This window comes from Singulisphaera rosea (assembly GCF_054877945.1).
Genome location: NZ_JBTYIP020000023.1, coordinates 119,527 through 137,455 on the forward strand (window position 1 = coordinate 119,527; position 17,929 = coordinate 137,455).

16 protein-coding genes are annotated in these 17,929 nt (G+C 61.5%); 1 reads left to right on the forward strand and 15 read right to left on the reverse strand.

Features of this window, described 5'->3' with window-relative positions; genetic code table 11:
* Positions 1–3: 3 nt before the first annotated feature.
* The 15 genes from ACYOEI_RS29695 to ACYOEI_RS29765 all read right to left on the reverse strand — a co-directional run bounded on the left by ACYOEI_RS29695 (position 4) and on the right by ACYOEI_RS29765 (position 16,588).
* A complete protein-coding gene (locus tag ACYOEI_RS29695; RefSeq protein WP_462853287.1) occupies positions 4–1,716 on the reverse strand; it encodes a DUF2213 domain-containing protein in 1,713 nt (570 codons plus the stop codon).
* Entirely contained in the window at positions 1,717–2,562 is an 846-nt protein-coding gene (locus ACYOEI_RS29700; protein ID WP_462853288.1) for a phage head morphogenesis protein, read from the reverse strand.
* Positions 2,563–4,137: a phage portal protein gene (locus ACYOEI_RS29705; protein ID WP_462853289.1), complete on the reverse strand. Its 1,575-nt coding sequence runs from the start codon at positions 4,135–4,137 to the stop codon at positions 2,563–2,565.
* Positions 4,138–6,960 (reverse strand): beta strand repeat-containing protein, encoded by a 2,823-nt coding sequence (locus tag ACYOEI_RS29710; protein ID WP_462853290.1) that lies wholly within the window; start codon positions 6,958–6,960, stop codon positions 4,138–4,140.
* 3 nt (positions 6,961–6,963) lie between these two features.
* Complete coding sequence (locus ACYOEI_RS29715) at positions 6,964–7,437, reverse strand: hypothetical protein (protein WP_462853291.1); 474 nt, start codon at positions 7,435–7,437, stop codon at positions 6,964–6,966.
* A gap of 47 nt (positions 7,438–7,484) precedes the next feature.
* The gene (locus ACYOEI_RS29720; protein ID WP_462853292.1) at positions 7,485–10,235 is read right to left on the reverse strand and encodes a glycosyl hydrolase family 28-related protein; all 2,751 of its coding nucleotides are present in this window, start codon (positions 10,233–10,235) and stop codon (positions 7,485–7,487) included.
* A 37-nt stretch (positions 10,236–10,272) separates the two neighbouring features.
* On the reverse strand, positions 10,273–11,007 hold the full coding sequence (locus ACYOEI_RS29725) for a hypothetical protein (protein WP_462853293.1): 735 nt from the start codon (positions 11,005–11,007) through the stop codon (positions 10,273–10,275).
* Between the two features lie 46 nt (positions 11,008–11,053).
* The gene (locus ACYOEI_RS29730) at positions 11,054–12,391 is read right to left on the reverse strand and encodes a hypothetical protein (protein ID WP_462853294.1); all 1,338 of its coding nucleotides are present in this window, start codon (positions 12,389–12,391) and stop codon (positions 11,054–11,056) included.
* A 270-nt stretch (positions 12,392–12,661) separates the two neighbouring features.
* Positions 12,662–13,165: a hypothetical protein gene (locus ACYOEI_RS29735; protein ID WP_462853295.1), complete on the reverse strand. Its 504-nt coding sequence runs from the start codon at positions 13,163–13,165 to the stop codon at positions 12,662–12,664.
* Positions 13,166–13,273: 108 nt separating this feature from the next.
* A complete protein-coding gene (locus tag ACYOEI_RS29740) occupies positions 13,274–13,795 on the reverse strand; it encodes a hypothetical protein (protein ID WP_462853296.1) in 522 nt (173 codons plus the stop codon).
* A 73-nt stretch (positions 13,796–13,868) separates the two neighbouring features.
* Entirely contained in the window at positions 13,869–14,225 is a 357-nt protein-coding gene (locus ACYOEI_RS29745) for a hypothetical protein (RefSeq protein ID WP_462853297.1), read from the reverse strand.
* Positions 14,222–15,061, reverse strand: coding sequence for an ATP-binding protein (locus ACYOEI_RS29750; RefSeq protein ID WP_462853298.1), 840 nt, complete (start codon positions 15,059–15,061; stop codon positions 14,222–14,224). The genes ACYOEI_RS29745 and ACYOEI_RS29750 overlap by 4 nt, the downstream gene beginning before the upstream one ends.
* A complete protein-coding gene (locus ACYOEI_RS29755) occupies positions 14,994–15,620 on the reverse strand; it encodes a hypothetical protein (protein WP_462853299.1) in 627 nt (208 codons plus the stop codon). Before ACYOEI_RS29755 ends, ACYOEI_RS29750 begins: the two co-directional genes overlap by 68 nt.
* A gap of 310 nt (positions 15,621–15,930) precedes the next feature.
* Positions 15,931–16,284: a RusA family crossover junction endodeoxyribonuclease gene (locus ACYOEI_RS29760; RefSeq protein ID WP_462853300.1), complete on the reverse strand. Its 354-nt coding sequence runs from the start codon at positions 16,282–16,284 to the stop codon at positions 15,931–15,933.
* A 94-nt stretch (positions 16,285–16,378) separates the two neighbouring features.
* A complete protein-coding gene (locus ACYOEI_RS29765) occupies positions 16,379–16,588 on the reverse strand; it encodes a hypothetical protein (protein ID WP_462853301.1) in 210 nt (69 codons plus the stop codon).
* 261 nt (positions 16,589–16,849) lie between these two features.
* Here ACYOEI_RS29765 and ACYOEI_RS29770 point away from each other — a divergent pair, with 261 nt between their 5' ends.
* Positions 16,850–17,926: a PD-(D/E)XK nuclease-like domain-containing protein gene (locus ACYOEI_RS29770; protein WP_462853302.1), complete on the forward strand. Its 1,077-nt coding sequence runs from the start codon at positions 16,850–16,852 to the stop codon at positions 17,924–17,926.
* Positions 17,927–17,929: the final 3 nt, after the last annotated feature.

Sequence of the window (17,929 nt, forward strand, 5' to 3'; positions counted from 1 at the left end):
TCCTTAGTTGGTTTTGCTGAGGTAAGCGTCGAGTTCGCCGGAACGCTTGGTGGGCTTCGCGTCCAGGGCGAATCCGGACGTCGGGGCTTTCTTGGCCTTGAAGAAGGCGTTGAGGGCCGTCTCCTCGTGGCCAGCCGGGCAGTCGAGGCCGAGCTTGTCGATGCCGTACTTGGTCACCTCGGCCAGCGTCTTGTCGGCGTGGTCGAAGGTGCCGATGTGCTGCGAGAGCTGGGAGGCCAGGGCGTCGCGGCGGGATACCTCGCCGAGGAGTGATTTGTGGGTCACCTTCGTGAGCGAATCCATCGCGGCCTTGACGGACTTGAGTTCGGCGCTGACGCGCTTCAGCTCCGCGGCGTCCATGCTTTCCTTCTTCTCCTTCTCCTCGTCCTCGGCCTTCTTCTCGTCGGCCTTCTTCTTCTCCTCCTCGCTCATCTCGTCGCGGGCCTTCTTGTCGGCGGCTTCTTTCTCCGCCTTCTCCTTCTCCTCGGCGTCCTTGGCCTCGGCTTCCTTGGCGGCCTCGTCCTCGGCCTGTTTCTTCTTCATCTCTTCTTCTTCCGCATCCTTGGCCATGCGGCCCGCGATCCAGTCTTCGGCCTTCTTCAGGCGGTCTTCGAGTTTTTGGGTTTCTTCAGCCATATTCGTCTCCTTTGAGTTGTCGAGCGCCAGATCGAAATGATCGAACGCCATGTGGTTATCAAGAACTGCAACGTCGCACCTCGCGGCATCAACCAACGCGAGGTGGTTGCCCCTGAGATTCCTTTGTATGTATTCGTATCTCTGCCCGTCGAAGATGCCGGATGCCTTCTCGTAGATGCACCGGTATCCGAGCGAGAGGGCGGTCTTCCCGCTCTCGATCATCTTCGCGAGCGTGTCGCTGAAGATCTTGAGCGTGGCGTAGAGCACGCCGTCTTCGAAGTCGACCGTCTCGCCGGTCGTGCCGTGGACGCCCTTCGCCTCGGCCGGGACGAATCCCTTCTCCTGCGGCCCGAGCATGGTGTGGTCGTCGACGATCGGCAGGAGCCGGAAGCTGTCGACGGTCTCCGGCGTGAACTCCTCGGCCGGGCGGTAGACGTTGTAGATCTTGTCCGGGATGGGCGCGCCGATGCTGCGTCCGAGGTACTGGAACACGCCAGAGCGCGAGATCGGGTTGCGACCGATGGTGATGTAATTGTTGATGTCTTCCAGGCGTGCCGACTCGGCCCGGTCCTGGGCGTGGCGGTTCGCCGCGTAGGCCTTGAGCGTCCTGGCCACGCCGGGGTGCAGCGGCTGGGGCAGGGCGGCGAGATCCGCCCAGCGGAATTCGCTGTGCTCGTCGTTGAGCGCCGGGTCGGCCTTGTCGATGCGCGCGAGGTACGTGGTGAACTCGACCGCGCCGTCGTTGCTGGCGTCGATCGATTCGAGATTGGCGGGCTTGAGGCCGGTCTCCTCGTAGGATTCGCGCAGGGCGGCCTGCTCGGGCGTCTCGCCGTCCTCGAGCTTGCCGCCGGGGAACGCCCAGGTGCCGGGCATATCGCCCGGGTCGGACCGTTTCAGCAGGAGGACTTCATTCCCGGCGATGAACATGATGCCGGCGGCCTTGATGGCGGCGTCTCTGCCGGCTCGTTCGTCGGCCTTGACGAATTCCTTGCCGACGGACTGCGGCACTCCGCCATATCCGCCGGGCGTATGGGCGGCCGCTTCCATGAGGCGATGTTGGGCTTCGGACTTACTGGGCATTTATTCTCCGTCGAATGACAATATTGGCTGGGCTCTGCACGCGCACCCGGGCAACTCGCCAGGTTTGACGTTCCGCTTCACGGCGGAATCGTAGAGGCCCTCGGACAGCAGGAACGTCTCGCCGTCCATGTGGATGTGCGTCTGGCGCGGGTGGCGTGACCCCGACGTATGCCGCCAGATGGCGGAAGCAATTCCGGCCTTCTTCAGGCGGGCGAAACTGAGGTTGGCCATCGCTTTCTTTGTCTGATCTTGGCAGATGAACCTCGCCCGCCTCAGCGTGATCCCCTTGTGCTTCTGCAAGTAGGGCACGAGTTCCTGCATCCCGTTTCCGGTCGTGATCGACCGCATGACGGCCTGCTGCACGCCGCCCAGGTACTGGGCCGGGATCGACTTGATCAGCGCGACGTTCTCGGTGACGGTCGCGTTCAGGATGTCGGCGAGCGGGCCCGAGGTGATCGTCTTCGTGGAGAGCGTCACCTGGTCGGTCATGCTGCGGATGCTCGACTTGACCGCGATGTCGCTGGCCTTGTCCGATTGGTCGGCGAGCTCCTCGGCCATCGGCTTCGAGAGCGAGGCGAAGAGGTCGGTGTATTTCTTGATCAGGGCGTTCGTCAGGATCCGCGCCTGGCTCGAGACGCTGGCATCCTGGGCGAAGAATTCCTCGGCGTGCTCGGTCTTGAAGAGCTTTTGCAGCTCATGCTCGGTGTCGGACGTCATCCGATCGATGAGGACTTGCAGCGCCAGATAGTAGCGTTGCTCGATAGCTGCCGACGGGTTGAGCGGCTTGCCCTTGACGATCCCCTTGCGTGAATTGTCAACCCAGGGCGTCTTGCGGACCTTGGGCATCTACTCGACCGCGTTTTCCTCGCCCGGGTCTATCTCGGATCCGGAAGCCTGTTCGGCCGCCTTCGCCTCCATCTCGGCATCGCGATCGCCGGGGCCTCCCGGCACGACCGGATCGATCCCGTTGAACCCGGAATGCTTGTCGGAGATCAGCTTGCCCCGCACGTCGAACCCGTCCACGGCCCCCATCTCGACGTAATGCGCCGAGGCCTGGGCCTTCTTCAATTCCGTATCGGCCTGCTCGGCGGCGGTCTGCTCGTCCAGCTCGTTCCAGGCGACCTCCGTGTTGAACGGGGCCATCTTGAACTTCGGCGCGACGTGCGAGCGGATCAGGAGGAGGTGGTGGCGCTCGACCAGCGGGCTCAGGTCGTGCTGCTGCAAGGAGGCGAGCATCTCGTGGTAGCTGGCCTCCTCGTACTCGCCGGTCGAATTGAACCCCTTCGGCTGCGTGCCGAGCATCTTGGTCGCGGGGACCTCCGCCCCGGCGCAGGCGATCTGGAACTGGGTCATGATCAGCGCGTCGAGGTCCGCGAGCGCGGTGTCGTACTGCTGGACCTCGTCTGCCTCGCCGATGATCTTCACGCCGAAGTTGTTCATGAGCTGCGTCCAGAGCGTCATCCGCTCGTTGAACGCCTCGGGGTTGGCCACCGCCTGCGTGATGTCGCATTTCAGGACGGTGAGCCGCTTGGTCATCGCGAGCATCGGGGCTTCGTTGGCCGTGCGCTCGGCGGCGTAGACCCGCTCGGCGATGAGCTGGGGCACGGGCAGGCCGCCGTAGAGATAGGCGGGCTTGAGGATGTCGGGCAGGTTCCCGTTGCGGAAGATGACCAGGTGCGTGCGATGCACCCGCCGTCCCCCGATCCGCCACCAGGTCGGCTCGTAGAAGTCCGGGGCGGCGGGGTCGGCCGCCGCTTCCCCGCCCAGTTCGGGCGAGATCCAGTAGGGGTCGATCTGGCTGATTCCCCTGTAGCTGCCGGGCTTCACGCCGTCGGGGTTGAAGGGCTTCTCGTAGTATTTCGGGTCGGGCGAGTCGACGACAAACATCGCGACCCGGATCCCGAAGGTGCGGCCGAGGTCGATGAACTCGACGCAGTTGCGGAGCACCTCGAATCTCTTGTCCTGCTCGCGGATATAATCGAGCACCTCCGGATCGACCTCGGTGCCGTCGTTGACAGAGACCTCGTAGCCGTTGCGCGAGGCGTCCTTGGCGGGCATGGAGCATGCCTTCTTCACGAACCAATTCTGGCTGATGAGCGCCGCTGCCTGGTAGCCGATGAATCCCTGGCCGCAGTACCAGGCGAACTGGGTCTCCGGGATGTACCCGCCGAGGCCCAGCCCGTTGAGCGTCTTGACCTGCTGGAGATTGCCCGCATCCATCGCGACGGCATTGCCGTCCTCGTCGACCGGGTTCAGGTCGTCGATGGTCCGCTGGAAGGTCATCGCCATGTAGTCGTGGAGCCGCTTCATCCGCTTGACCGGGTTGTCGCGGGCCTGGGGGATGCCGTCGGTCGAGAAGAAGCTATGGTTGCGCGGCTCGGGCGCGGCCTTGGGCGGCGTATTCTTCCCGAACCAGGACATCTATTGCAGCCGTTGCGGGCGGATCGGATTCAGGGCACCCATGACCACCGGAGTACTGTACCCGACGCCGAGATAATCGTTCGGGGCGATCGAGGTCAGAGAAGCGCCGAGGCCGGCCGTGACGTTGTTGAGGAAAATCGGGGCGTAGACGGCGATGTCCGTCGTGAATCCCGTCACCTCGCCGGGCAATTGAGGGTCGGCATTGACGCTTCCGACATCCAGGCCGGACGCAACCTGCCACGAGGACAGGGACGTGTAGTTCGTGGCGGAGACGCCGCGAAAGTCACTGACCAGGGTCGGGGCGGAGGCACCCGCGAGCGAATAGACGTAGTAGTCGTTGTTGGTGAGGGTCGGGCTCAGGCACGTATTGACCCCGCTGCCCAATTGCAGGAGCGGCGAGGTGTTGTTCGCACCCATGCCGAAGAGGAAGATATTGTTCTGGACGTTCACATTCTGGCTCGGGACCTTATTAACCGTGTTCGCGTAGAAGTCCGAATCCGCGAGGAAACATTGGGCCGGGGCCTTGTAGACGACGAATGTGTTGTTCACAAAATTGACGTTCCGGCTCCCCTTGTCGCGGGCCGACTGCTGGAGCCCTTTCGTGGAAACGGAGATGTTGCTGTAGATGTTGCACGGCGTGACCTGCCCGTCGACTTCCTTGGCGATGAGCAGCGGGCCGCCGCCCATGATGAAGTTAGAGTACATCTGGCCTCCGGTCACCGCGGCCAGGAAACAGCCGTGGAACTGGGGGGCGTTGAGGTTCGTGCTGATGCAGGTGTTCCCGGACATGATCGGGTTGACGTTCGAGAAATTGCCGACCATGACGTTGAAGAGGGCCGACGCCGAAAGTGCTGTCCAGGCGGTCCCGTTGGCGGATTTCGCCCCGTTGGTCGCGCTCGTGTTCGTCGGGATCGTCAGGTAATTCGACCCGTCGTTGTTCCCGGTATAGTGCAGGACGATCCAGTACGTCGTGTTATAGACCAGGGTCGGCCGGTTGAAGAACGTGAACAGGAAATTCTGCCCGTTCACGGCCGTCGAGCCGATGGGGGCAAGGTTCGATGTTCCGTTCGCGATCAGGGTGCCGGGGACGCCCGCATTGTCCGAATAGATCGAGCAATTGATCGTGCCTGCGGGTGTGCCCACCTTATTGAAAGGCACCGAGATACCGCCCAGGATCGGGTCGTTGTTGGACCCGCTGGAGAATATGAACGGCTGGGCGATGTAATTGTTCCCGGAAACGTCCCCGAAATTCTGGGTACTCGTCGAAGTCGCATTGGATACATTGCTCTGAAACCCGTCACAACCGATGATGATGCCGTGGACGAGCGGGGCGTCCGAATAGACGGTGTTGTTCTGGGCGACGGTCTGGCCGCCGGCGTAGATGCGGATGGGATCGGCGTATACCGCCGGATTGGCGTTGTACTGCATGACCTTATTCCCGGAGACCGTCACGTCCGTCTGGCGGGCGTCGGAGACGAAGATCAGGCCCATCGGGCCCTGGTATCGGTTGCCGGTGACGAGGAGGCCGGTGCCGAGGTTCGAAACGAAGATCGACACGACATTCATGACGACGTTCGTCCCGACGCCGTTGAACGTGTTGTCGCGGATGACCACGCCGTTGAAGCCGACCGAGGAATTCAGCCACAGGTTGTACGACGAGGTATAGCCGAACGTGTTGTTGGCGATCGTCAGGTTGTTCGCGGAACCCTCCATGCGGAAGGCGCTCGTGGATTTGATGCCGGCGAAATTGTTGTAGGTCACGAAATCGTTGTTGCTGACGCAGCCGCTGACCAGGTAGAACCCCGCCGTCCCGCCGTTCGCGAAGGTGTTATAGCTGAAGTTGTTGCCGGTCGTATTCCCGGCAAGCGCGATGCCATAGGAAAGCGGATTGGCGAAGGTATTGCCCGTGATCGTGGCGCCGCCGACGGTGTTATTGAATTGCAGGGACGGATTCGCGGCGGAGGCGGCGAAATTGTTGCCGACGATGACGAACGGGGCGGTTCCTCCGGAGATTGTCGTCCCGGAAGCGATGAAGAAGGATGCGTTATTGCCCGAGGATACGCCCGTGAACTGATTGCCGTACATGTATATCGCCCCGGGCGTGATGCCGACGGGAAGATTGAATGCATAGCTTGTCATGTTGTTGAACGTATTGGGCGTTCCGTCCGCCGAATTCTGGAAAGTGAGGCTATTCCACGTGGTGCTGGCATTATTCGGATTGAATACGCTCGCGATCCCGTCGACGTTGCAGCCCGAGACCACGTAAGCCCCCCCCGACTGGGATGCGCTGATATCGAGGAATTTGCCGCTATTCCCATTGGCGGCGGTAGCTGAACACTTATCAATAACCATGTTGCCATTGCTGCCGGTGGCGTTGAATATGCCGGTAGCATTGGCGAAATTCTTGACATCGATCCCGATGTAGCTGCCCGTTGCGCCCTGGATATTCGCCACGTTGGTGATGCCGGCGGCGCTTAACGCATCGAGGATCACATATTGCAGCGATACGCCATTGATGCCGTTATTGACGACGCGGGTAGCGGTGGTGGTCGCGGGCTGGATGATGGCCTTCCCCACGGAAAGCACGAGTCCGGGATCTGTGGTGATCGTCACCGCGACGTTCATGTTCAGGTAGTTGCTGCCGCCGTTCTCCGCGTAGGGCGTGGCCGTCGGGTTGATGTAGATGCTGTCCCCTGCCGCCGAGATGGCGAGGGCGTGGGTGATCGTGAGGACCGGCGTGGATTTCGAAGTGCCGTTATTGGAGTCGCTGCCCAGCGAGTAGCCGTTGGAGGCGCCGTTGGAGACGTATCGTGTGGTCGCCATGTGTTATCCCAGGTAGATCATGAATAAGGTGTGGTCGGCGGCGACGATGCCGGTCGTCGTATAGGCGGCCTTCGACGTCGAGAAGCCGTAGGAGAGGCCCGCCGACAGGTAGACGCCGTTCTTGCCCATCACGTCATCGCCCAGCGTGACCGAGGCCGGGGCCGTGGCCGACCCGGCCGCGATCGGGAATACGCCGACGACCGGGGCCGCAGGCGTCACGATCGGCGCGTTGAAGACCCACAGGTAGCGGGCCGCGGCGTTCTCGTTCGTCGCCCGGATCGAATAGAGATTCGTGTTGACCGGGATGACCGTGTCGGAGACCTGATTGCCGCTCGCGGAATAGGACAACTGGCCGGAGACGGCGCCGAGCTGGCCGCTCTGGACGATCCGTTGATTGTTGCCGACGATGTTGGAGCCGGGGCCCCTGTATAGTTTCTGCGCCGACGACGGCGCGTTGGAAAAGGGGAGGAGTGACATGTTTTATTTCCTGAAACTATTTAAAATCGCAATGTAGCGAAACTTGATCATTTCGAAACCCATCCCGTGTTACCGGTCCCCGACTCCTTGACGTAGAGCGTCGTCCCCGCGCCACCCGCGGAATCCGTGTAGATGCTGCCAACCGGCGCGGCGATGGCGGAGTTTGGCGAGCCGGTCCCGTTGAAGTACAAGGCGTTGTTGACGGTCATCTGATTCGCCTGCATGACGGGGACGCCGTCGGTGGCGATAAGGCTCAGCGTCTTGCCGTCAAAGTTGAGGTATCCGGTTCCCGGATAGAACCAGTCCGTATAGTCGCCCTGGGCGATCTGCAAGCAATCCGCATAGTGGATCTCGCCCGCGCCGCATCCGGTCACTTGCACGATCAGGGATGCCTGGGTCGTATTGGCGTAGGCCGTCCCGCTTGCGAAGAGCAGCGTCCAGCCGGTCGTCGAATCCGTTATGGATGTGCCCGTGTAGGCCGAACCGGTGGAATTCCCACTGGCGTCGTAGAAGCGCAGGATGGCGTTGCAGGTCCGCGCCGAGGAAGCCGCCCTCACGAAGGCGATGCCCGTGAAAACCTGGCCTGCGGCATTCGGCCCGAGATAGGCAAAATAGGTGGACGGCGCACCGCTGAAATTCGCGGTGCTGGCCGAAATTGTCCCGGAGGCGGTCGCGGCCAAGGATAAGGAGCCCGATCCCAAGAGGACCGGCGTCGTCACTCGGGCGATCGTCGTGTTCGTGCCCGCTGTGAGGCCCGTCGTGTCGGTAACGACAGAGGCCTGGTTGGCGGTCAGCAGGTTCGGCGAGACGACGCCGAGCTGGGCGGCGCCGGAAGGTCCGCTGGCCACCACGCCGGTCCCGTTGATCGTCAGCGTCGAGGTGCCGGGTAGGGACCAGGACGTCGACGTGCCCGCGACGAGCGCGAAGCAGTCGAAATAGTGCGTCTCGGTCGCGCTTGCCGAGAGGATCCGGAACTGGCAGACCGCGTAGGCCGCATTGGAAGGGGCCGCCCCGGTCACCGAGAATGATTGCCAGGAGCCGACCGCCGTGGTGATCTGCGTCCCGTTGATCGTGGAGATCGTCGCGTGGGACGCGTCCTGCCAGACGATCTGCGCATAAAGACCCCGGCTCGCCGCCGCGGAATTCACCGACCCGAAGAACGTATAAGTCGCATTCGCGGCCACCGCATAGGACGACGGGGCCTGGCAGGCGAGCACCTGCGTGCCGCCTCCCGCCCCGGAGGTGACCTGGAGCGACTGCCTGCCGTGGAGGACGGGCGACGTGGCCGTGGTGACGGTCCCGTTCCCCCCGGCCCATGCGTTCGAGGCGAGCTGCTCGATATCGGCGGCGGAGCTCGTTAATAGGTTCGGCGACGCGATCTGGGCCGTGGGCGCGACGGTGAATGCCGCGCCCCCGGCGAATGTCTGCAAGGCCGTCCATGTGGTCGGCACGTTCGCCGGCGGCGCGGCCTGCTGCCAGGCGCTGCCGGTGCTGGTCAGGGCCTGATTGAGCGTGGAGTCGAACCACTGCGAGCCGACTCCGAGCGTGGCGGGGCTGGGCACGTTGGCCGTGGTGCTGACGCCGGGCGCCTGCGAGTTCGAGAAGGAGAGCCGGTCGCCGTAGAGCGACGTCCCGGCCCCGAGCGTGATGGCCTGGGATGCCGTGTGATAGGGGAACCGGCAATTCTCCGCATGGCAAGCGCTGCCGCTCGTGGAGAGTATGATCTGCCCTTTAGCCGTATTGCTGACCATGAAGAGTGTATTATTCACATCGATCGTGGCCGCCGAATAATCGACGATGCCCTGGCCGGTCCCCGCGATCAGGCAATTGGCGATCAACACCCGGTTCTGGGCGGCGACCGCGTAGCCCGTGGCGGAGATCTGCGAGTTGCCGATCTGCGTCGGGCCGTTCGTGTTGGTGATGATGCCGTGCGCGTGGCTGGCATCGATCGAGGTGTTCGAGATCAGGCAGTAGGCCGGGGCCCCGGGGTCGTCGCCGTAGAGCTGGATCCCGTAGCCGGTGGCCGTGGGGCAGTAGTTGTAGAATCGGCAATTGTTGATCTGGACCGAGTTGCTCGGGAACAGGTAGATGCCATGGTAGAGGTTGGACGAATCCGCGCCGCAGCCGTGGATGTCGCAGTTCAGCAGCGATATGGTCCCGGCGCCCTTCTGGGCGCTCTGGATGGCCGTGTACGCCTGCAGGTCGCAGTCCGTGACGTGCAGGGCGCTCGCATTGCCCGAGGTCGCGTTCGGCGAGATGTGGATCGCGTACCAGAAGTTCGAGATCTGGCAGTTGTCGACCGTGACGGTGCCGGCGATCGTGGTCGGGCTCGAGACGACGATGGCCTGGCAATTGGGGTCAGACGTCGGGCCGAATTGCGTATTCGGCCCCTTGATTGACAAGGAGCTGAACCCGCACGAGACGTTGGCTCCCCGGACCAGGATCAGGTTACCCCCGAGGGAAGGAGTCCCGTTCCAGCGGAGCACGGTGATAAAGGGGCCGCTGCCCTTGAGTTGGACATTGTTCGCCATCAGGAGGCCGTTCCCACCGTCGGCCGAGACCTGGTAGGTTCCGGGCGGGAAGAAGACCGTCGCCCCCGATGATGCCCCGACGACGAGCGCGGCCGCGGAGTTGATCGCCGCCTGGATCGCCGCCGTGTCGTTCGTCGACCCGTCGCCCGCGGCGCCGAAGTCCTTGACGTTGACGACGTCGGCGAATCGATTCGCCAGCGTCCTCGGAGTTGTCGAGCCGCTCGCCTTTACGTAGTTCGTCGGCGTGGAGAAGGGGAGGAGCGGCATGCCTGGCTAATTGGTATGGATGATCCGCATGTCGATTTCAGCTTCCGATAAAGGAAATCCAGTCGCCCGCGGTCCCATTCACCCAGAGTTGGTTCGTATTGGAGACGGCCGCGGAGACGCTAGCCCCGGCGGCCAATTCGACGCCATTCCCCGAGCCGGTCAGCGTATTGGTCACGCTCGAGCCGCCAATCGTGATGCTGGCGGCGTTGGTCCCGTGGGCCGTGACGATGACACCGTTGATGAGTGCATGCGATGGGAGTTGGACTGCCGTGCCGGTGACGGCGATAATCGCCTGGCCCGTCGCCAGGACCGGGTTCCCCACCGAGATGACGACGGCGAGCGGGTTGTCGGGATTGCTGAGCAGGCTGCTGTGCTGGACGTCGCTCCCGCCGGCCAGGGCGAATTCGATGTTCGCGGCTCCCGTCATGGCGGCAACGGCGCGCACCCGGATATAGCTCACGGCGGCCGCGTTGCCCTTGAAGACGCCGTTCGCCGTGATCTGCGTCACGACGGAGTCGATCCCGACGATCATGGTGTCGGAAGAAACCCAATAGGTGCCGTCCTGAGACGTCTCGAATTGCAGCGTTCCCGTCCATGTCCCGCTGATCGTCATGAGATAGGAATTCGGGGTAGGGGAGGGTATGGCGAAGAGCGGGAAGATGACGAACGAGCCGGTCGTCGGATTCCCGGTGATGATCGACTGGCCGCCCTGGCCGGTGGTCGTGCTGCTGCTGGAATCGACGATCGTGATCGTGTTCGATGTGGCTGACATGGAATCCTGTTGTCTGTTTTCGGTGAGGAGCGACGGTGCCGTCCGGCTACGAGATATCGAAGAAGCTCTTCGGCGGCCTGACGGGGTTGAACGCCATGACGACGGCATCTGCAAGGTTGGGCGAATGCGCCCCGTCCGGTTTCTTATCAACCAGAACTTTGCCTACCGCGTTATATTTGTGGACGGCCTGGGCCAGCTCCATTTGTATTTCATGCAATCGAGGCAGCGTCGAATCCAGCGATATGAGTTCGGCCGCATCGTGCTTCTCGCCGTGTTGAACGGCCCGGAATGTCTTATAGAATCTGGTCCTCAGCCGCCACCAGCTTTGAGCCTTGAGATTAGCGTACTGATCCTCATTCGTAGGGGATTGCCTGTCGCCCGCAATGATATTTGCCTGCGGATCGATCGGCCCCGCCCCCGCGTCCCAGGGGAACACCCTGAGTCCTGCCGGGAGCTGGAGGCTGTTGATGCCGGCTTTGAACCCCGCACCGACTCCGATGCTGTCGTAGTAGAGTTCTTTGATCCCGTATTCCGCGCAGATCGGGACAGCCACCCTGGCCGCCTCCCCTGCCTCTCCTCCCCAATGGTCGGCGTATCTGAGGATGACGCCATGGCGCACGGCGAGGGCATTTTTGTCCCCTCCTCCGTCCGCGACGTCCTGGCCCGCGACTTTCTCGCCATCACTCCCAAACGCCAGCTTGATGTGGGCGTCGACGGCGGCTCGTATCCATTCCGGCTGGATGATCAGGCGATCAATGGAGCCCGAATAGTCTCGATCGACCTCCTGGGCAAAGAGGTGAAGGAGTCCTTCGCTTTCGGCTCGTTTCCGACGTTTGTCGTACCATTCCTTAGTCTTGAGCGGATGGTCACGCCAGTCGAAGATGAAAATTCGCGTCTTGCCCTGTGTGGGCTTGGAGCCAAGGGCCCAGACTTCTCCCGCCATCCGGCGTCGATAGAAGACGTTCGCAGAGCCGTTGACGCTCGAGATGTCGATCTGCACTTCGGTGTTGTCCCCGAGTGCGGCCTCGATCATCTCCGGGTGTTCGTAATGGGCCGATTCGTCCTTGAAGTAGATCGTGGTGCGTCCGCCACGGCCGAGGTTGTCTCCCGCCTCGCCGGTGATCGCGCTCCCATTGACGGGATTCACGATACGCATGTAGGTCGCGTGCACGGTGGGGTTGAACCCCTCGGGCAGCATCCAAGGCGGTAGGAATTCGAGGATCTGCCTCAGCTTCGGGAAGATGGCCTTCGGATCGCCACGCTTGTCGACATACTCTTCCTTGCGCGACCCCCACCCGACGACGGTGCCCGGACGATAGAGCCAAAGCCACACGGAGAACGCGCAGCAGAGCCACGTCGCCCCCATGTCGCGGGCCTTCTCCACGAGTCCGGATTCCTTGTCGTCGAGGCACGACTTGAGGAAGCGGATGAATTCCACCTGGCGGGGGAACATGATAAACGGCAGGAGCCTGGGACGCGGCGAGACGTTACGCGGGTCGAAGGTGACGCACCAGTCGTTGATCCAATCGACGGGGCTATTCCTGTAGTGCGCCATGATGAGGGCGCGGAGATTCTTATCGACCGTGAGTTTGTTCTTGTTCCGCAGGCGTCTTTGGAATTCCGCCTTATAGTCGGGCGTCCATTCCATGGGGGTCTAAGTTTTGATGTATTCCGCGTAACCTGCGGCCGCTTCTTCATCGGACGGGAAGTCGGTGGGGACTTCCTTCTCGGTGACCGTTTGCTCGATGTGCTGGGTGTCTCGCCAGTTTCTGGACCGGCGGTTGCGAAGCCACAAGGATGCGGCTTGCGTGTCGGGCGGGGCGGTCTTTTTGATATCTACGACCTGGACCTCCTCGGTGAAGACCCCGGCTGCCGCCTGATTCCTCACCTTGAAGGCGACCTGCTCGGTCCATTGTGCGCCCTTGGCCCGGTGGTACAGAGAACTGGCAATTTCGGCGTCGGCACGGACCTTCCCCGCGCGGGAGGACTCGGAAAATTCCGGGTATACCTTCTTCCATTCGTGAAGCGTGTCTTCGCATACCTCGAAGAATTCGGCCATTTCCACGTCCGTGAGGCCCAACAGGGCGAGCTTCTTTACCTGCTCGCAATATTCGGGTTTGAATTTGGTCGGGCGGCCAACTTGAGGATTATCAGACATAAAAAACCCCGCCTATAGCGGGTTGGTGTTTGGGGAAATTCCGGGCGAGCGAAGGGGTCTTGCTGTCCTGATAATTGCACATCGATTTTTTATGCGCAAGCGCTATCTTCATTCGACCTCGCATTTTTCGGCCGCTCGCTTTTGCTCCCATAACGCCTTCACCGAATCCGCCATGTTCCCGAACGCCATGCTCACCGTGCCCTCCATCCTCTCCAGTTGCGGATAAAGGCGGGGATCGGCATCGACCGTGCAGACGGCCATGACGATCTCCTTCCAGCGGATGACCCGCATCCCCCGCAAGACCTTGAGGTAATCGTTGTCCTCCATCGGGACGGCCACGGGGTTCTCACTCGAAGCCTCCCCGTCGCTCTTCACCCGGAGCATCCCGACCCGGGCCGAGACGTCCTTGAGGAAGAGCTGGCGCATGGTGATCATCTGGACCCCATAGAAGTGGTGGTCGCCGTTGATGATCTTCTTGTCGAGGAGGAGATCGATGAGGAAGGGCAGGGGAACCTGGGCGGTCTTGATGTAGCCGGCGGCGTCGTAGGTCACCTCAAGGCCGCGCTTGACCGCCTGCTTCAGGGGGACGAGGTGTTCGCGCTTGTAGGAGGGGGTTTCGTCGGCTGCCATCCACAATCCCTTGTAGTTTTGCGGAAGATTACCACGAGGGGTTGTATTCGGCAACCAAGTATTTATGACGCCTTTATGACTCCAGCCACCCCTTGAGATACTCGATCCGCTTCCGGTCGAACCACTCCTTCGCGTCGAGATTCGTCCAGAAGCCCGAGCCCTTCGGCTTGAATTTATTCAGGCACGCCGACTCCCCGTACCAGCTCTGCTCGTTGTGCTCGTCGAAGTGCAAGGGAACCGCCGAGTATTCCGGTTTGAACGCGGTCCCCGCCTCTTTCGCACGCCGGACATGGGCGGGTATCGATCGGCCTTCCCCGTCGACCCATTCCGAGAAGCGGCCGGATAGGCATGACGGCTGACATCTGATCCAGTCGAGGAATTTCTTGTCGGTTCCCTTCTTCCGGGCTTTGGCGAGGAGTTCATCGATCATGCGACCCCGCGACGGCTCTTCCAATCGAATACGACCAGCTTCCCCCCGTTTTCCTTCATACGGTCGATGACCCGCTCTCCGGCGTACTCCGTGAGCGCCGGCAGGGCGAGGTTGCTGATCAGGATCGTCGGACGGAGGGCCTCGTATCGTTCGTTGACGATCTCGAAGAGGATGTTCTTCTCCGCATCGGAGCCGTACTGGACCCCAATCTCGTCGAGCACGAGGAGGTCAGGCTTGGAGAAGAAGGAGATCGCCTCCTGTTCCGACCTCTCGGAATCACGCCGGTAGGTGTCCTTCACCATGCGGAATGCCCTTCCCACGGTCATGTAGACGGCGGTCTTCGCATGCTCCAGGATGACACGCTGGGCGATGGCGCAGGCCAGGTGGGTCTTCCCCGTCCCGGCGTTTCCGCAGAGGATCAGGGATACGCCGCCGGTGAGGTGGGCGGGGAACCGTTCCGCGTATTCCCGGCAGGTCTCGTGGGCCTTCTTGGCACCCGCCTCGGTCGTGGTGTACGAATCGAACTCCCTCCCGACAAACCGCGGCGGGATGGCGGCCTGCCGTAGCGAGGATGCGATCGCACGCTTCCTGGCCTCGTCGGCGTCTCTCATCGACTTCTCGGCCTCGGCTCGCTTCTCGGCCGCTTCCCGCTCCGCCGAGCAAATCCCGCAACTCGGCTCGCTCCATCCATCCGAGAAGAGGCGGAAGATGACCGACTTCTGGATGCCGTGGGCCGGGCAATCGAAGTCGATTTCCCGTTGCTGAAACTCAGGTAGTGACGAACCCGTCCGCCCCTGCTCGATAGTCTTGATCGGCGAATTTGCTGTGCTTGCCATGGTTTGGTCCTTTCTGGTTGGTTTCTCCTTTGAGCGCGAAGAGGCCCCTCCAGGAGCGGAGGATGGATTGCTCCAGGACGGCCTTCGGATCGTGTCCGAGCTGTCTGAGGCTATCGAGGTCGCGGATGGCGAGTTTCTCGGCGGCCTGCGTCAACGGCGACCTGAGCTTTTGCCGCATCTGCTTGAAGGCGGCCCATTCCTCGCCAGGTAGCCAGTCGGGCAACCCCGAAGGGATGGACGAAGGTACGTCAGTACCTGAGTCTTCTTTCTTATCTTCTCTAATCTTCTCTGGGCGTTTTCTCGCGTTCGGTTGCGTTCGCTCGCGTTCGTCCCTCTGTTTCTGACGCCATTCCTTCGCCCTAACCGCCGAATTATCCTCCCTTTTCGGCTGGCGCTTGTCCCATCCGAGGATCGCGTCGCCCTCGAGGACCCTCCCCTGCATGGCGATCCGTATGGCTTCGACGTTTGCCGCCTCCAAATCCAGTGCGCTGGCGACATCCTCGTCGTTCCATCCTTGCGTTCGACCGCGTTCGCTCGCGTTCGACGCGCAGATGAGCATGTGGATGTAGACGGAAATGACTTCCGAGATGGATCGCCCGGAGACGCGGGAGATCGTCCGCCACTTCGGGTCGTTCGGCATATCATGCCATAGTCTCAGCCAGTCCATTGAACCTCGCCCCATCCCCGCCGGTGATTATGGTGGGGCGCTCATTTCCGGCGAGGGAAGAAGCGAGCCTGTCAGATGCACCGTCGCGCAACTCAAGCCCCACAAAATTTCATATCACCATAGCTGGTGTTCGACAACGGATAATTTATACAAGTTTCGGTGACACTTATGCTGGCTTTACGGCGGAAGCGGTTGATTCTCGTTAACCGGAAAGCTCGTCGATCAAGACCGTGACGCCTTCGCCATGATCCGCCCACGAGCAATGAAGCGCGGTCACTTGGCTGTCGTCCTTGATGACCTGGTGGGAGACGAGGAGGTCGAGGAGTGGCTTCGCGAGGTTGTCGATATCGCGTTTGCGATTGTCCCGTTTCTTAACGAAGTAGGTGACGACAACCTTCCCGGAATGGGACTTCGGCCGTTGACTCCGGAGTTCCCATCCGGCCGACTCGATCCATTTCTTGTAGGCGCGGCTCTTGAACCGCATCTTCGTCTTCCAGTTCGTCGCATAGAGGTGGTTGACCGATGGCGGATAGGGAAGGCGGATCGTCGTCGTCACGGCCTGCAATCGCGGCAGAAGACCCTCTGACGTGCCGGGTAGAAGCAGAATCGCTTACCGCAGCCCGGGCAGATCCGTATGCGACCGGTGAGCCTCATTCCTGGTCCATCCGCGTCTTCAACTCGGACAGCTCGGCCTTCAGCTTCCTGATCTCCTGGCGGAGGTCGGACACGTCCTGGCGGGTGAGGTCGTGTTCGTGGTGGCTCTCCATGATCATCGCCCAGACATTGTTGGGCAGCCCGGTCTGATTGTCCCTGGACGCCTTGGACAGCATGTTTCGATAGCCCCGCGTGCGGTCAGTCATTGAGGGCCTTCACGAGCTTGCCGAGCGTGCCATCATGCCAATTGCCTTTGCCCAGGCCGAGGCGGATTCGTCGCAGTGTGGATTTATTGAGCCCGGTGCGTCTGCAAATCTCCGCATAGCTCCCCCACCTTTCCTTGGCATCATTCAGTAGTTTCTGAGGGTTGGTAACATTGTCCATAAGGGTGCAAAATTCTTATTGCGCGTGGCTCCATACTATGTTCTATAGATTGCACATTAAATTACAGCTGTCAACGGGGCGTCATGACCGAGTGCGAGCGACTTCAGATCGAGCCCGGCATCTATTTCCAGATGCCGGAGGAAACCTACCATGCGGCGCAAGGCCTCTCGTGCAGCGGCATCAAGCATCTCACTGTGTCCAAGCTCAATTACTGGCACCGGAACCTCAATCCGGCACGCGAGCCGGAGGACGATAACGGCGCGCGGCGATTCGGCAAGGCGGTCCATTCCTTCGCGCTCGAGCCCGAGCGATTCGCCAGCAGCTTCGCGATGAAGCTCTCGCCGGAAGACTACCCCGGCGCGCTCGTGACGATGGAGGACATGAAGGCGTTCCTCGAGGCGAACAATCTGCCGAAATCGGGCAAGAAGAAGTCCGATCTCGCCGAACGGATCCTCGCGAGCGGCCTACCCGCCATGGTCTGGGACCAGGAGCTTTCGCGGCACGCATCCCTCCACGCGGGCAAGACCTTCCTGACCAAGGAGGAGTCCCGCAAGATCGCCGCCGCCGCCGAGGTCCTGGCGGCGGATCCCTACGCGAGTGCGGCCCTCTCCGGTGGGATGCCCGAGGTTTCCTTCTTCGTCCGCGATCCCGAGACCGGCGTCATGCTCAAGGCTCGCATGGACTACGTACGCCCGCGATCGACCGTCGACTTGAAGACTTTCTCCAATTCACGCGGGAAGCCGGTCGAGAAGGCCATCTTCGAGGCCATCTATTACGAAGGCTATCACCTGCAATGCGTCTTCTATAACCAGGTCCGCGAGCTCGCCAGGCAACAGCTATCCGCCGGAGAAATCCCGACATTCGGCGAAGTGAGCGAGCAGTGGCTTAAAGACTTCACCGACACTCCCGACCATGGATTCGTGCTGATTTTCATCGAATCTTCCGAACCGTACGACCTTCGCATGATCCTCTTGAAGCAGGCCGAGGCATCGGGTGCCGACCTCAACGTGTTCTGGTCTTCCGCCGAGCTCAGGATCAGCGACATGAAACGACTCTACGCCGAATGCCTCGAAAAGTACGGCAACGGACCGTGGAGAGACCAACTTCCCCCACACCTCCTGGAGGATACCGACATGCCACAACTGCTATTTAATTATTAAGGA

Coding starts and splice junctions, on each gene's coding strand:
- ACYOEI_RS29695 (WP_462853287.1), bottom strand. CDS start 1,716: ATGCCCAGTAAGTCCGAAGCCCAACATCGCCTCATGGAAGCGGCCGCC.
- ACYOEI_RS29700 (WP_462853288.1), bottom strand. CDS start 2,562: ATGCCCAAGGTCCGCAAGACGCCCTGGGTTGACAATTCACGCAAGGGG.
- ACYOEI_RS29705 (WP_462853289.1), bottom strand. CDS start 4,137: ATGTCCTGGTTCGGGAAGAATACGCCGCCCAAGGCCGCGCCCGAGCCG.
- ACYOEI_RS29710 (WP_462853290.1), bottom strand. CDS start 6,960: ATGGCGACCACACGATACGTCTCCAACGGCGCCTCCAACGGCTACTCG.
- ACYOEI_RS29715 (WP_462853291.1), bottom strand. CDS start 7,437: ATGTCACTCCTCCCCTTTTCCAACGCGCCGTCGTCGGCGCAGAAACTA.
- ACYOEI_RS29720 (WP_462853292.1), bottom strand. CDS start 10,235: ATGCCGCTCCTCCCCTTCTCCACGCCGACGAACTACGTAAAGGCGAGC.
- ACYOEI_RS29725 (WP_462853293.1), bottom strand. CDS start 11,007: ATGTCAGCCACATCGAACACGATCACGATCGTCGATTCCAGCAGCAGC.
- ACYOEI_RS29735 (WP_462853295.1), bottom strand. CDS start 13,165: ATGTCTGATAATCCTCAAGTTGGCCGCCCGACCAAATTCAAACCCGAA.
- ACYOEI_RS29740 (WP_462853296.1), bottom strand. CDS start 13,795: ATGGCAGCCGACGAAACCCCCTCCTACAAGCGCGAACACCTCGTCCCC.
- ACYOEI_RS29745 (WP_462853297.1), bottom strand. CDS start 14,225: ATGATCGATGAACTCCTCGCCAAAGCCCGGAAGAAGGGAACCGACAAG.
- ACYOEI_RS29750 (WP_462853298.1), bottom strand. CDS start 15,061: ATGGCAAGCACAGCAAATTCGCCGATCAAGACTATCGAGCAGGGGCGG.
- ACYOEI_RS29755 (WP_462853299.1), bottom strand. CDS start 15,620: ATGCTCATCTGCGCGTCGAACGCGAGCGAACGCGGTCGAACGCAAGGA.
- ACYOEI_RS29765 (WP_462853301.1), bottom strand. CDS start 16,588: ATGACTGACCGCACGCGGGGCTATCGAAACATGCTGTCCAAGGCGTCC.
- ACYOEI_RS29770 (WP_462853302.1), top strand. CDS start 16,850: ATGACCGAGTGCGAGCGACTTCAGATCGAGCCCGGCATCTATTTCCAG.